The following is a 14149-nucleotide window of genomic DNA, read 5'->3' as shown; positions in this document are numbered from 1 at the left end:
GAGCGCGCAATGAACGATCCACTCGTCGTCGTCCACGGCCTGTTCAACGCCTTCGCCCCGATCGAACCGCAGCGCCTGCTGCCGGGCGTGGACGTGCGCGTGCCCGACCTGGCCGGCTACGGCCGCCTGCGCAGCCAGGAGGAGGGCATCGACCTGCCGTCCCAGGCGCGCGCGCTGGCCGCCTACCTGCGCGACGAGGTCCGGCAACCGGCCTGGCTGCTCGGCCACAGCGTGGGTGGTGCGCTCGCATGGCTGGTGGCCGACCTGGCGCCGGACCTCGTGCGCGGCATCGTCGACGTCGAGGGCAACTTCACGCTGAAGGACGCCTTCTGGTGCGGCCGTATCGCCGCGTTGCCGGACGCGGAATGGGCGGCCGAGTATGGCGCCATGGAAGACGCGCCCGCCGCCTGGCTGGAACGGATGGGCATCGAGGCCAGCGACGAGCACATCGCCTTCGCGCGCGAGATGCTCGCCAACCAGCCCTATACGACGCTGCAGCGGCTCGCGCAATCGGTGCTGGACGTGACCGGCGTGGCGGACTACCTCGAACTGGTGCGGCGCGTGCTGCTGCGCGGCACGCCCCTGTGGCTGGTCGGCGGCGAGCAGTCGGCGGCCGGCTGGGACATTCCCGAATGGGTGATGACGGCGGCGCGCAGCATCCACATCCAGCCGAAGACGGGCCACATGATGATGCTGGAGGACCCGGTCGGTTTCTGCGCCATCGTCGCGCGGATCCTGGCCGAGGGGAACCCGGCCTGAACGATTTTTTCAACGAAGCATTGCAATCGAAGCGATTAACAATAATGAGCGACAAGAAACTGGTTCACACGATGCGTCAGGCCATCCGCTGGGGAGACATGGATGCGCTGGGACACGTCAACAACACCGTCTATTTCCGTTACATGGAAAGCGCCCGCATCGCCTTCCTGGAAGAAGCGCAGGGCAGCATCGATCCGAAGGGCGAAGGCCCGGTGATCGTCACCGCCTACTGCAACTTCATGAAGCAGCTGACCTATCCGGGCGACATCGAGGTGCGCACCTTTGCCGGCACGCCGGGCCGCTCGAGCGTCGAGATCACGCACGAGATGCGCCTCGTCGATGCGGAAGGCAAGGCCGAGGTCGTGCATGCCGAAGGCGGCGCCAAGGTCGTGTGGGTGAATTTTGCGGCGGAGAAGTCGGTGCCGTTGCCGGAGGGGTTCAGGGCCTTGTTGGCCGGGAGCTGACGCCATACTGCAGTACGGGACGGCACGCCGTCCCATCTCATCGCTGTCGTTGCACAGCCACAAACAGCAACATCTGCAAGCCATTGTGACATTTGGTGAGCTTTTGGTGCCTTGCGATATGGCAATATCGCAACCGTCAATAACAGGCGCCAACCTGCGGTAATCCGTCCGACTCGCTCGCCTTTGGCACATTCCCCAAGTCATGAGTTCGCGTTGCACGCGCGTGCAGCGGGTGTCGTCCTCGCGTGTCATTCATGCGCATTGCATGTTGCAAAACCGCGTGTGAATACGGAAAGTTGTTCCCGCAGGGAAATCCGACGATTATAATATTTACCAGTTTTGCGCGTCGCACGGTTGCGCCACCTCTCATCTTTGCTGTGATTTATGTCTGACAACGAGGTCGTCTTTTCCATCGCCCGCCATGCAGCCTGGGCACCCGGCATGGCCTCGTCCGAGCGCTGGGCCGCGTGGGCGCGCGAGCCGTGGCGCTTCGACGGCGACGACGAACCGAAGGTTGCGGCCATGCCGGCAATGCTGCGCCGCCGTGCCGGCTTCCTCGGCCGAATGGCGCTCGAGGTGGCTTACCAGTGCCTGGGAGAGGATGCCGGCGTGCCGACCGTCTTCTGCTCGCGCCACGGCGAAGTGGCGCGCTCGCTCGACCTGCTGGACGACCTGGCACGCGGCGAACCGCTGTCCCCGACCGCATTCGGACTGTCCGTGCACAATGCTAGCGCCGGCCTGTTTTCGATCGCGCGCGCCGATCGCGCCAACCACGTCGCTCTGGCCGCTGGCACCGCGACGCTGGAACATGCCGTTATCGAGGCGTGCGGCCTGCTGAACGATGGCGCGTCGATGGTGCTGGTGGTGGCGTGCGACATGCCCTTGCCGGACGCCTATGCGCAGTTCCAGGATTGCGACGAGCAGCCCTATGCCTTCGCGTGGGCGCTGGTGCCCGCCGGCGCGGAGCCGCTGCGCCTGTCGTGGCGGGTCGAAGCGCCCGGCGCCGCCGCGCCGCGCATGCCGGGTGCGCTCGAGGTGCTGCGTTTCCAGTTGGGGGCCGACGCGGTCCTGGTGCGCCACGCGGCGCAGCAGCGCTGGACCTGGAGCCGCGATGCTTGACGCGCTCGGTCGTGGTTGGCGCGTGCTCGCGACCGGCTTGAGTTTCGCCTTGTTCGGCCTGGGCGGTCTGCTGCTGCGTGTGCTGGTCTTTCCCCTGCTGACGCTGTGCGTCTCCGATCCCGAGGCGCGCGTGCGCGCCGCGCGCGCCACGGTGCGCCTGAGTTTTCGCGCCTTCGTGGGCACCATGCGCCTGCTCGGCGTGCTGCGCTATGAAGTGCGCGGCCTGGACAAGCTGGCGCGCGAGGGCCAGCTGATCCTCGCGAACCACCCGACCCTGATCGACACCGTGTTCCTGATGGCGTTCGTGCGCAACGCCGACTGCATCGTCAAGGGCGGCCTGTGGAACAACCCGTTCACGCGCGGCCCGGTGCGTGCCGCCGGCTACATCTGCAACGACCGCGGGCCGAAACTGGTCGACGACTGCATCGCCTCGCTGCGCGCCGGCGGCAACCTGATCATCTTCCCTGAAGGGACGCGCACGCCACGCGACGGCAGCATGGAACTCAAGCGCGGCGCCGCCAACGTGGCGGTGCGCGGCGAGCGCGCCGTTACGCCGGTGCGCATCTCGTGCGAGCCGCTCACGTTGGGGAAGGGCGACAAATGGTGGCACGTGCCGCCGCGCCAGGCCGCGTTTTGCATCGAAGTCATGGACGACATCGGTCCCGAGCGCTTCCTCGGTCCGGACGTCACCGACGTGCTGGCCGCGCGCCGCCTCACTCAATACTTGCAACATTATTTTATGGAAGAAGGCCAGCAACATGCTTGAACAGCAAGTGAAGGAACTGATCGTCGACGTGCTCCAGCTCGAGGACATCGCCCCTGCCGACATCGACAGCGACGCGCCGCTGTTCGTCGAAGGACTCGGCCTCGATTCGATCGACGCCCTGGAAATCGGCGTGGCGCTGCAGAAGCGCTACGGCATCACGCTGCCGCCCGAAGCGCAGGAAACCCGGCGCCATTTTGCCTCGGTGCGCGCGCTCGCATCGATGATTGAAACCCACCGCAAGAAGTAGGAGAAGGCCATGGTAGCCCTGAACGAGATGAACCGCGACGAATTGTTTGCCTGGGTCGCTGATTTGCTGGCCGAGATGTTCGAGCTCGATCGCGCGGCGCTGACCCCCGCGTCGAACCTGTATGCCGACCTGGACATCGACAGCATCGATGCCGTCGACCTGGCCGTGAAGCTCAAGCAGATGACGGGCAAGCGCCTGCAGCCGGAAGTCTTCAAGACCATCCGCACGATCGGCGACGTCGTCGACGCGCTGGTCGACCTCGGCCAGGCCCAGCCGGAAGCCCAGGCGGAAGCGCAGGCGGCTTGACCGGTGGCGTGGAACGTCCTGGCCGGCGCGCTGACGCTCGTGTATCCGCTGGCGATCTGGCTCGGCAATGGCGCGATCGAGCCGCGCTGGCTCGCCTGCCTGCTGTTGCTGGCCGCGGCCACGCGCCTGCCCGCATTCAGCCTGAGCGCGTCCGCACGCTGGGCGGCGTTGGCCGCACTGGCCCTGGCCGGCGTCGCCATTGCGGCCAACGCGGTGCTGCCGCTCAAGCTGTACCCGGTGCTCGTCAACGGCGCGCTGCTGGCGGCCTTCGGGGCCAGCCTGGTGTCCGGTCCCTCGATGGTGGAACGGCTGGCGCGCTTGCGCGAACCGGACCTGCCGGCTGCCGCCGTGGGCTACACGCGGCGGGTGACCCAGGCCTGGTGCGTGTTCTTCCTCGTCAACGGCGCGATCGCCCTGGGCACCGCGCTGTTCGCCCCCGAAGCCGTGTGGTCGCTGTACACGGGTGTCATCTCGTACGGGCTGATGGGCCTGATGTTCGGCGCTGAATACCTGCTGCGCATGCGTTTCAAACGGCTGCATCATGCTTGATTTCTTCGATCGTCTCGCTGCGCGCGCGCCCGGCGCGCTGGCCGGCCGGCGCGGCGGCGAGCCGGTACGCCATGCCGAGCTGCTGGCGCGGATCCGCGCCTGGGCGACGCTCGGCCGCCGCGGCGCCGGGCGCCGGATCGCCTTGTACCACGAGGACAGCCTCGAATTCGCCGCCGCGCTGGCCGGCGCCTGGCTGGCCGGCAAGACCGTCTGGCTGGCCGCCGATGCCTTGCCGGCCACCTGTGCCGCGCTGGCCGGCGAGGTCGACGCGTTCTGGGGCCAGTTCCCCGCGCACGTGGCGCCGCAACTGGCCGCTGCCGGCGACGACGACGGCGTGCCCTGGACCGCGCCCGCGCCGGACTTCGACGCGCTCGTCGTGTTCACGTCGGGCAGCACGGGCGCTCCCGTGCCGATCCCGAAGCGGCTGGAACAGCTGACCGGCGAGGTCGCTATGCTGGAAGCCCAGTTCGGCGTGCTCCTCGATGGCGCCGAGGTACTGGCCACCGTCTCGCACCAGCACATCTACGGTCTGCTGTTCCGCGTTCTGTGGCCGCTCGCGGCGGGCCGCGCGCTGCATGCCGAACGCCATGAATTCCCCGAGACCCTGGCGCCGGCGCTGGCCGCGCGCCCCTGCGTGCTGCTGGCCAGCCCGGCACACCTGAGGCGCCTGCCCGGACACCTGGACTGGCGCAGCGCCGCCGCGCAGCTGCGGGCCGTGTTTTCGTCCGGCGGCATGCTGGAGGCGGAGGCCGGCCGCCACGCGGCTGCGCTGCTCGGTACGGTGCCGATCGAGGTCTACGGCAGCTCGGAGACGGGCGGCGTGGCCTGGCGCCGCCGCACGGACGGCGCGGACGAGGGCTGGACGCCGCTGCCGGGCGTTGCCTGGCGTGCCGATGACGAGGGACAGCTGTCCGTACGCTCGACGCAGGCTGGCGCCGGCTGGACCGGCCTCGCCGACCGCGTCGGCAACCTGGGTGGCGGCCGCTTCCTGCTGCGCGGCCGCGCCGACCGCGTCGTCAAGATCGAGGAAAAACGCGTGTCCCTCGATGCCGTAGAGGCGGCGCTGCTGGATGGCGGCCTGGTGCGCGCGGTGCGCGTGCTGGCGTGCCCGGGAAAGGATCAGACGCGCCAGCTGCTCGCTGCCTTCGTCGTGCCGTCCGACGCCGGGGGCGCAGTACTGGAGTGGGACGGCAAGGCGGCGCTGAATGGGCGCCTGCGCGCGCAGCTGGCGCCGGCGTTCGAGGCGGTGGCGCTGCCGCGCCGCTGGCGCTATCTCGACAGCCTGCCCGTGAATGCCCAGGGCAAGACCACGGCGGCGCAGTTGCTGGCGCTGCTGGACGGCGCCCCGGCGGAACGCCCGCGCCATCCGGCCGTGCGCCTGCTGGAAGCGGAGCCGGCGCGCGCGCTGCTGGAGCTGACCGTGCCGGCCGACCTGCTGTACTTCGACGGCCACTTCGCGCAGGCGCCCGTGCTGCCGGGCGTCGTGCAGGTCGACTGGGCGATTCATTACGGCGCCATCCACGTGGGGCCCAACGGGACCTTCGCGGGCATCCAGGCTTTGAAATTCCAGCAGATGATCCGTCCCGGCCAGCCGGTGCGGCTCGAGCTGGTGCGCGACACGGTCAAGGGCCAGCTCCAATTCCGTTACTTTTCCGAGGCCGGCGCCCACGCGAGCGGGCGCATCCTGTTCGGACCCGATCAAGCATGCTGAACAAAAAATTCTCTCCGCCGCGCCAGAGCGCCTTCGACGCCCGTTTCGAAGCCCAGAAGATTGCCTTCGGCCCGGTCGTGTTCCAGTGCGTGCGCTATGCGTGGAAGCGCGGCATCCTGCAGGCCATCGCCGATGCGGGCGACACCGGCCGCTCGGTCGACTCGCTGGCCGAGGAAGGTCGCTGGAGCTCCTACGTGCTCAAGGTCGTGCTGGAAACCTGCCTGTCGGCCGGCGTCGTCTACCTGGACGAGGGCAACTACGTGCTGGACAAGACGGGTTTCTGCATCCTCACGGACAGCATCACGCAGGTGAACATCGACTTTAACCACGACGTCTGCTACCAGGCCCTGTTCGGGCTCGAACAGACGCTGGACGCCGAGAAACCGCTGGGCCTGAAGGTGTTCGGCGACTGGCCGACGCTGTACGAAGGGCTGGCGCAGCTGCCGGAGCCGGCGCGCAACAGCTGGCTGGCCTTCGACCACTATTATTCCGATACGTCGTTCCCTGCGATCATGCCGGACGTGTTCGCAACGGCGCCGCGGCGCGTGATGGATATCGGCGCCAACACGGGCAAGTTCTCGCTGGCGGCGCTGGCCGCCGACGCGGCGGTCGAGCTGCATGCCGTCGACCTGCCGGGCCAGCTCGCGGTGCTGGAGACGAACCTGCGCGAGGCGGGGCTGCGCGAGCGTGTCGTGCTGCATCCGACCGACCTGCTGGACGATGCGGCCGCACTGCCGGGCGGGATGGACCTGGTCTGGATGAGCCAGTTCCTCAGCTGCTTCTCGGAGCAGGCCATCGCCAGCATCTTCCGGCGCGTGGCCGCGGCGCTGGCGCCGCGCGGCCAGGTGCTGGTCATGGACACGTTCTGGGACCGCCAGCGCTACGACATCGCCTCCTACTGCCTGATCAATACTTCGCCGTATTTCAACAACCTCGCCAGCGGCAACAGCAAGGTGTACGAAAGCGCCGACTATATCCGCCTGGCGCGCGCCGCCGGGCTGGAACTGCTGACGGCGCGCGACGGCATCGGCTACTGTCATTCGCTGCTGCGCTTCGCCCGGGCCGACTGATATGTTCAAGCCCTGCGTCGTCATCCCCGTCTACAACCACGAGCACGCGATCGGCAAGGTGCTGGCGCGCGTGCTGCAACACGGCTTGCCTGTCATCCTGGTCGACGACGGTAGCTCGCCCACCTGCGCGGCCGTGCTCGATGCGCTGGCTGCCGCGCATCCGGGCGCCGTCGTCCTCGAACGCCACGCCGTCAACCAGGGCAAGGGCGGCGCGGTGCTGACGGGCTTCGCGCGCGCTGAACGCGAGGGCTACAGCCATGTGCTGCAGGTCGATGCCGACGGCCAGCATGACGTGGCCGACGTGCCGCGTTTTCTTGACGCCGGGCGCGCCCGTCCGCACGCGGTCATCGCTGGCTGCCCGCTGTACGACGAGTCGGTGCCGGCGCTGCGGCTGTATGCCCGCTACCTGACCCACGTCTGGGTTTGGATCAACACGCTGTCGCTCGCGATCCGCGATTCGATGTGCGGCTTCCGCGTCTATCCGGTGGCGCCCGTGCTGGCGCTGGCGCGCCGCCGCCGCTTGGGGCTACGCATGAATTTCGACATCGAGATCCTGGTGCGCCTCTACTGGGACGGCCTGGAGATCGCCAACCTGCCGACGCGGGTGGGCTACCCGGAAGACGGCGTGTCGCACTTCCAGGCCTGGACCGACAACGTCCTGATCAGCCGCCTGCACATGACGCTGTTCTTTGGCATGCTGCCCCGTGTCCCTTCTCTGCTGGTGCGGTCATGGCGCAAGTGAGGCAGGCCGCCGACGCGCGCCACTGGGCGTCGATCAACGAAGCCAGTTTCGTGGCCGGCATGCGCTTCCTGTTCTGGGTATGCCGCGTGTTCGGGCGCTGGCCGTTCCGCGTGGTGTTGTATCCGGTGCTGCTGTGGTATGTCGCCACCCAGCCGCGCGCGCGCCGCGCCTCGCACCGCTACCTCGCGCGCGTGGGCCGGTCGGACGGCGTGACGGGGGTGCTGCGCCACTTTGGCGCCTTCGCGGAAGCCATCCTCGACAAGATGCTGCTGTGGGGCGGGCTGTTCGATTTCGACCGGGTCGGCCTGCACGGTGCGGCGCCGCTGCTGGAGATGGCGCGGCGCGGAGAGGGGGCGCTGCTAGTCTGCGCCCACCTGGGCAACCTCGATCTGTGCCGCGCGTTGTCGCTGCGCACGCCGGGACTGAAGGTGACGGTGCTCGTGCATACGCGGCATGCGCAAGCCTTCAATGCGATGCTGGCCCGGCTCGATCCGCGCAGCCAGCTGAACCTGATGCAAGTCACGGACATGGGCCCGGCGATGGCGATGCAACTGGCCGAACGCATCGCGCGCGGCGAGTTCGTCGTCATCGCCGGCGACCGCGTGCCGGTGGCCGACAATCCGCGCACCGTGCGTGCGCCTTTCCTCGGCGCGGACGCGGCGTTTCCCGTGGGCCCCTACGTGATGGCGGCGACACTGGGCTGCCCGATGTATGCGATGTTCGCGACCCGCGAAGGCAACGGTCACGCCGTGCACTTCGAATTGCTCCGCGAAGCAGTCACGCTGCCGCGCCGCAGCCGCGAGCAGGCGCTGGCCGAGCTGGCGTCGCAGTATGCGGCGCGCCTCGAACACCATGTCCGGCGCGCCCCGCTGGAATGGTTCAACTTCTACGATTTCTGGCATTTACCCGATACGGACCCCCACGATGCTGCTCAGTGACATCACCACGCCCCGGCGCAACGTGCGCTTCGACCGCAAACGCCTGGCGCTGGAAGACATCGTCGACATCGCGCGCGGCAGTGCCCGCCCCGTTCTGTCGGACGACCCAGCCTTCCGCGCGGCGATCGCCCGCGGCGCCGACTTCCTCGACCGCTTGCTGCGCGAGGAGGGCGCGATCTACGGCGTGACGACCGGCTACGGCGATTCCTGCACCGTGGACGTGCCGCTCGACCTGGTGCCCGAGCTGCCGCACCACCTGTACACCTACCACGGTTGCGGCCTGGGCACCTGGCTGACGCCGGAGCAGACCCGCGCCGTGATGGGTGCGCGCCTGGCCTCCCTGTCGAAGGGGTATTCGGGCGTGAGCGTGGGCTTGCTGGAGCAGATCGTGCGCCTGTTCGACGCCGGCCTGCTGCCGCTGATCCCGAGCGAGGGTTCGGTGGGCGCCAGCGGCGACCTGACGCCCTTGTCGTATCTGGCTGCCGTGCTGTGCGGCGAGCGCGAAGTGCTGCGCGACGGCGTGCAAGTGCCGGCCGCGCAGGCGCTGGCTGATGCCGGGATCGCGCCGCTGCGCCTGCGTCCGAAGGAAGGCCTGGCCATCATGAACGGCACCGCCGTGATGACGGGCCTCGCCTGCCTGGCGTGGGACCGCGCGGACTACCTGGCGCGGCTGGTCACGCGCATCACGGCGCTGGCCTCGTTCGCGCTGGACGGCCACGACCACCATTTCGACGAGTCCCTGTTCGCGGTCAAGCCGCACGCCGGCATGCAGGGCGTTGCCGCCTGGCTGCGCGCGGACCTGGAGTATGCGGGTCAGCGCGAGCGCAACGGCAAGCGCCTGCAGGACCGCTACTCGATCCGCTGCGCACCGCACGTGATCGGCGTGCTGGCCGACGCGCTGCCGTTCTTCCGGACGGCCATCGAGAATGAGCTTAACAGCGCCAACGACAATCCCATCATTGACGCGGAAGGCGAGCGCGTGCTGCACGGCGGCCACTTCTACGGCGGCCACATCGCCTTTGCGATGGACGGCATGAAGAACGCGGTCGCCAACCTGGCTGACCTGCTGGACCGCCAGATGGCGCTGCTGGTCGACGCCCGCTACAACGCGGGGCTGCCGGCCAACCTGTCCGGCATGGAGGGCCGCGAGGCCGCCATCAACCACGGCCTGAAGGCGCTGCAGATCAGCGCCTCGGCCTGGACCGCGGAAGCGCTCAAGCTGACCATGCCGGCTTCGGTGTTCTCGCGCTCGACCGAATGCCATAACCAGGACAAGGTCAGCATGGGGACGATCGCCGCGCGCGATTGCCTGCGCGTGCTGGAACTGACCGAGCAGGTGGCGGCCGCGCTGCTCGTCACGGTGCGCCAGGGGGCCTGGCTGCGCCTGCGCGTGGACCCACGGCGCGCCGTGCCGGCGCCGCTGGCGCGCATGCTCCACCTGCTGGGCCAGGACATCGCCCCGGTGACCGAAGACCGCCGCCTCGACCCCGAGCTGCGCCTGCTGCTGGGCCGCATCCGCGACCAGGCCTGGAGCCTGTATGCGTAAGGTCAAAGCGCCGTCGCGCTGGAGCGCCGAGGTCGAGATCCAGGTGCAGTTCTTCGACCTCGACCCGATGGAGATCGTCTGGCACGGCAACTACGTCAAGTACCTCGAAGTGGCGCGTTGCGCGTTGCTCGACAATATCGGCTACAACTACGTGCAGATGAAGGAATCGGGCTATGCGTGGCCGATCATCGAGATGAACCTGCGCTACGCGGGATCCGCGAGCTTCGGCCAGCGCCTGCTGCTGCGCGCCGACATCGTCGAGTGGGAAAACCGCCTGCGCATCGATTACCTGGTCAGCGACGCCGCCAGCGGCAAGCGCCTGAACCGGGCGACGACGACCCAGGTCGCCGTCGACATCGCGAGCGGCGAGATGTGCTTCGTCTCGCCGCGCATCCTGTTCGAGAAGCTGGGAGTGCCCGCACCATGAAACACCTCATCGCCGGCCTGCTGGCCGCCGCCTGCCTGTCGGCGCAGGCGGCCGCTCCGGTTGCCACTATCCAGGCCATGCTGGCCAAGCCCGACCAGCTGTGCGGCCGCTTCGACCAGAGCAAGCAGCTGGCCGGCATGAAGAAGCCGCTGGCCTCGAGCGGCAAATTCTGTGTCGTCGCCGGCAAGGGTGTGCTGTGGCGCACCCTGAAGCCGTTCGCGAACACGCTGCGCCTGACCCGCGACGAGATCGTGCAGACCCAGGGCGAGCGCGTCGCGATGCGTCTGGAAGCCAGCCGCGAGCCCACCGTGCGCATGATCAACGGCGTGCTGTTCTCGCTGCTGTCGGGCGACCTGCATCAGTTGGAATCCCTGTTTGAGGTCGACGGCAGCGTGAGCGGCGACACGTGGAAGGTCAGCCTGAAGGCGCGCAATGCGGCGCTGGCGCGCGCGGTCGGCACGATTTCGCTGGATGGCGGCGCCTACGTGCGCACCATCCGCATGGTGGAGGAGAGCGGCGACCGCACCGACATCCGGTTCCTGGACATCAAGACCGGCGCCGGCGCCGTCTTGCCGGAAGAGGCGGCGCAGCTTTGACGACCCAGCGCCGCCTGGCACTCGCCTGGGCCTTCATCGTCTGCCTGCTGCTGGGCCACAACGCCTGGCTGTGGCTGGGCCAGCGCATCGTGCCCGATACGGACATCCTGGCGCTGCTGCCGGCGGGCGAGCGCGACCCGGTGCTGCAGCAGTCGTTCACGCACATGGTCGACAGCGCCCAGCAGCGCGTCGTGGTGCTGGTCGGCGCGCCGGGATGGAACGACGCCGTGCGCGCCGCCGATGCCTATGCCGCCGTGCTGCACCCGCACGGCGCGCTGCTGCGCCAGGATGCCGTCGGCGACGAGGCGCAGGCGGGCTGGCTCGCCGGCCTGCAGCCGCACGCGACGCTGCTGCTGGCCGCGGCCGACGAAGCCGCGCTGCGCAGCCGACCGGCCGGAGAATGGACGCAGGATGCGCTGGCGCGGCTGTACAACGCGTTTTCCGGGCCGAAGCTGGGTGCATTCCGCGACGACCCGTTCGGTCTCTTCGCGAACTGGATGCAGGAGCGCGCCGGCGAAACCCCCGTGCGTCCGCGCGAAGGCCGCCTGTTCGTGGCCGGGGAAGGTCGCCAGTACGTGCTGCTGACCTATACGCTGGCCCCATCGGCATTCTCGCTGGCCGCGCAGCGCGAACTGGTGCCGCTGCTCGACCGCGCCACGGCGGCCGCACACGGCGCCTTGCCGGCGGCCGAGGTGATCCAGGCTGGCGTGGTGTTGCATGCGGCGGCGGCCGGGCGCCAGGCGAGCGGCGAGGTCGAGACTATCGGCGTCGGCTCGCTGCTGGGCATCGTGCTGCTGACCTGGCTGACCTTCCGTTCCGTCAAGCCGATCACGCTGGTGCTGCTGGCGATCGGCATCGGCTTTCTCGGCGCCCTGTCCGTGTGCTGGCTGCTGTTCGGCCGCATCCACCTGCTGACGCTGGTGTTCGGCGCGAGCCTGATCGGCGTCGCTCAGGACTACGGCTTCTATTTCCTGTGCCATCGCCTTGGCGCGGACGCCCGCCTGGATTCGCCTGCGCTGCTGCGAAGGCTGCTGCCCGGCCTCGGCCTGACGCTGCTGGCCGCCGTCATCGGCTACCTGGGACTGGCGTTGACGCCGTTCCCCGGATTGCGTCACATGGCCGTGTTCTCGGCGCTGGGGCTGGCGTTCGCCTGGCTCACCGTGGTGTGCTGGTTCCCGCTGCTGATCGGACCGCGCACGCTGCGCGCGGGCTGGCTGGTGCGGCGCGTGCACGTGGCCGCGGCGCGCTGGCCGCGCCTGTCGGCCCGTCCGCCGGCGCTGGCCACTGTGGCGCTGCTCGCCGCGATCGCGGCGGTCGGCTGCGCGCGCTTGGGCACGAACGACGACATCCGTTCGCTGCAATCCTCGCCGGCGCACCTGGTGCAGGACCAGATCAAGCTGGGCCGCCTGCTGGACGCGCCGACGCCGGTGCAGTACTACCTGGTGCGGGGCGCGTCGCCCGAGCAGGTGCTGCAGCGCGAAGAGGCGCTCAAGCAGCGCCTCGACCCGCTCGTCGCACAAGGCGAGCTGCGCGGCGTCCAGGCTCTGTCCAACTGGGTGCCGTCGGCGCGGACGCAGGCGCGTCGGCTGGCGGCGCTGGACACGACCCTACTCGCGGCGGATGGCCCGCTGGCGGCGCTGGCGCAGGCCGTGGGGGAGGACGACGCATGGGCCGAGGCCACGCGCGCGCAGCTGCGCGGCCGCGCCGCGCCGCTCACGCCCGATGCATTCCTGCGCACCCCGGCCAGCGAGCCGTGGCGCCACCTGTGGCTCGGCGAGGTCGATGGTGTATATGCGAGCATCGTCGCCCTGCGCGGCATGCGTTATGCCGCCATTCCCGCGCTGGCGCGCGCCGCCGACGGTATCGACGGCGTGCAGTGGGTGGACAAGGTCCGCGGCATTTCGGCGCTGCTCGGCCGCTACCGGACCTATATGGGTGCCGTCGTGCTGGGCGCCTACGTCCTCGTGTTCGCGGTCCTATATCCGCGTTACCGCGGCCGTACCTGGCGCGTGCTGGCGCCGACCGCCGCCGCGAGCGTGCTGACGCTGGCCGTCCTGGGCCTCACCGGGCAGGGGCTGCAGCTGTTCCACGTGCTGGCGCTGATGCTGCTGCTGGGCGTGGGCGTGGATTACGGCATCTTCATACAGGAAGACGCGGACAAGCGGGACGTCGCGCCATGGCTCGCGGTCGGGCTGTCGGCGGCGAGCACGCTGCTGTCGTTCGGCCTGCTCGCGCTGAGCGGCACGCCGGCGCTGCACGCGTTCGGACTGACCATGCTGCTCGGCACCGCGCTGGTCTGGCTGGCCGCCCCGTGCTTCACCATCACCGAAAAGGAACGCCATGACACGCCTGTCGCTGCCTGAACGCCTGCTGCGCCACGCCGCCTGTGCCGTCGCGCTGGTGCTGGCCGGCTGCGCCACCACGCACGAAGGGCCGGCGCGCCTGGGCTTGCGCTTGCCTCCCGCCGCGCTGGGCGCGTCGATCAGCGTGCAGCAGCACCTGACCGTGCAGCGCGCCGGCAGCACCAACGACCTCGACGTGGCGCTCGAGGTCGATCCCGCCCACGTCAAGCTGGTCGGGCTGGCATTCGGCCAGCGCGTACTGAGCATGGACTTCGACGGCCGCGCGCTGAACGAATGGCGCCATCCGATGTTGCCGGCCCAGGTGCGCGCCGCCGACGTGCTGGAAGACCTGCAGCTGACGCTGTGGCCGGTCGACGAGATCGCGCGCGCGCTGCCGCCCGGCTGGCAGGTCGAGGACCGCGGCCTGCGCCGCACGCTGCGGCGCGACGGCGCGGTGGTGGCGACCATCGACTATGGCGGCATGCCGCGCTGGCAGGGCACGGCGGTGCTCGAGAACGTGCGTTACCAATACCGGCTGACCATCGAGTCGGCCACCGAATGAGGTCC

The 14149-nt window shown here is 69.4% G+C and carries 16 protein-coding genes; all 16 read left to right on the top strand.

The genetic code is table 11. From position 1 onward, the window contains the following. Positions 1–9 precede the first annotated feature (9 nt). The 16 genes from QPK32_RS02135 to QPK32_RS02060 all read left to right on the top strand — a co-directional run bounded on the left by QPK32_RS02135 (position 10) and on the right by QPK32_RS02060 (position 14144). Positions 10–759, top strand: a complete 750-nt coding sequence (locus QPK32_RS02135; RefSeq protein WP_290411128.1) for an alpha/beta fold hydrolase — start codon at positions 10–12, stop codon at positions 757–759. Between the two features lie 44 nt (positions 760–803). Further along, positions 804–1223: a thioesterase family protein gene (locus QPK32_RS02130; RefSeq protein WP_290411127.1), complete on the top strand. Its 420-nt coding sequence runs from the start codon at positions 804–806 to the stop codon at positions 1221–1223. Between the two features lie 384 nt (positions 1224–1607). Beyond that, the gene (locus QPK32_RS02125; protein WP_290411126.1) at positions 1608–2342 is read left to right on the top strand and encodes a beta-ketoacyl synthase chain length factor; all 735 of its coding nucleotides are present in this window, start codon (positions 1608–1610) and stop codon (positions 2340–2342) included. Next, the gene (locus QPK32_RS02120; protein ID WP_290411125.1) at positions 2335–3108 is read left to right on the top strand and encodes a 1-acyl-sn-glycerol-3-phosphate acyltransferase; all 774 of its coding nucleotides are present in this window, start codon (positions 2335–2337) and stop codon (positions 3106–3108) included. Before QPK32_RS02125 ends, QPK32_RS02120 begins: the two co-directional genes overlap by 8 nt. Next, on the top strand, positions 3101–3355 hold the full coding sequence (locus QPK32_RS02115; RefSeq protein WP_290411124.1) for a phosphopantetheine-binding protein: 255 nt from the start codon (positions 3101–3103) through the stop codon (positions 3353–3355). Before QPK32_RS02120 ends, QPK32_RS02115 begins: the two co-directional genes overlap by 8 nt. A 9-nt stretch (positions 3356–3364) precedes the next feature. Continuing rightward, the gene (locus QPK32_RS02110; protein ID WP_290411123.1) at positions 3365–3661 is read left to right on the top strand and encodes an acyl carrier protein; all 297 of its coding nucleotides are present in this window, start codon (positions 3365–3367) and stop codon (positions 3659–3661) included. 3 nt (positions 3662–3664) lie between these two features. After that, positions 3665–4210, top strand: coding sequence for a hypothetical protein (locus QPK32_RS02105; RefSeq protein ID WP_290411122.1), 546 nt, complete (start codon positions 3665–3667; stop codon positions 4208–4210). Then, positions 4203–5921 (top strand): AMP-binding protein, encoded by a 1719-nt coding sequence (locus QPK32_RS02100; protein ID WP_290411121.1) that lies wholly within the window; start codon positions 4203–4205, stop codon positions 5919–5921. Before QPK32_RS02105 ends, QPK32_RS02100 begins: the two co-directional genes overlap by 8 nt. Further along, the gene (locus QPK32_RS02095) at positions 5915–6991 is read left to right on the top strand and encodes a class I SAM-dependent methyltransferase (RefSeq protein ID WP_290411120.1); all 1077 of its coding nucleotides are present in this window, start codon (positions 5915–5917) and stop codon (positions 6989–6991) included. Before QPK32_RS02100 ends, QPK32_RS02095 begins: the two co-directional genes overlap by 7 nt. 1 nt (position 6992) lies before the next feature. Continuing rightward, the gene (locus QPK32_RS02090; protein ID WP_290411119.1) at positions 6993–7733 is read left to right on the top strand and encodes a glycosyltransferase family 2 protein; all 741 of its coding nucleotides are present in this window, start codon (positions 6993–6995) and stop codon (positions 7731–7733) included. Continuing rightward, entirely contained in the window at positions 7721–8671 is a 951-nt protein-coding gene (locus QPK32_RS02085) for an acyltransferase (protein ID WP_290411118.1), read from the top strand. Before QPK32_RS02090 ends, QPK32_RS02085 begins: the two co-directional genes overlap by 13 nt. Continuing rightward, entirely contained in the window at positions 8658–10217 is a 1560-nt protein-coding gene (gene hutH, locus QPK32_RS02080; RefSeq protein ID WP_290411117.1) for a histidine ammonia-lyase, read from the top strand. The genes QPK32_RS02085 and hutH overlap by 14 nt, the downstream gene beginning before the upstream one ends. Then, positions 10210–10644: a thioesterase family protein gene (locus QPK32_RS02075; RefSeq protein ID WP_290411116.1), complete on the top strand. Its 435-nt coding sequence runs from the start codon at positions 10210–10212 to the stop codon at positions 10642–10644. Before hutH ends, QPK32_RS02075 begins: the two co-directional genes overlap by 8 nt. Beyond that, on the top strand, positions 10641–11240 hold the full coding sequence (locus tag QPK32_RS02070) for an outer membrane lipoprotein carrier protein LolA (protein WP_290411115.1): 600 nt from the start codon (positions 10641–10643) through the stop codon (positions 11238–11240). The genes QPK32_RS02075 and QPK32_RS02070 overlap by 4 nt, the downstream gene beginning before the upstream one ends. Beyond that, complete coding sequence (locus tag QPK32_RS02065; RefSeq protein ID WP_290411114.1) at positions 11237–13603, top strand: MMPL family transporter; 2367 nt, start codon at positions 11237–11239, stop codon at positions 13601–13603. Before QPK32_RS02070 ends, QPK32_RS02065 begins: the two co-directional genes overlap by 4 nt. Further along, entirely contained in the window at positions 13581–14144 is a 564-nt protein-coding gene (locus QPK32_RS02060) for a DUF3261 domain-containing protein (RefSeq protein WP_290411113.1), read from the top strand. The genes QPK32_RS02065 and QPK32_RS02060 overlap by 23 nt, the downstream gene beginning before the upstream one ends. The last annotated feature ends 5 nt before the right edge of the window (positions 14145–14149 follow it).

The organism is Massilia sp. YIM B02763, from assembly GCF_030412015.1.
Taxonomy (GTDB): Bacteria; Pseudomonadota; Gammaproteobacteria; order Burkholderiales; family Burkholderiaceae_D; genus Telluria.
Note: the sequence above shows the minus strand (reverse complement) of the source record. Positions and strands in the feature narration are given on the sequence as shown.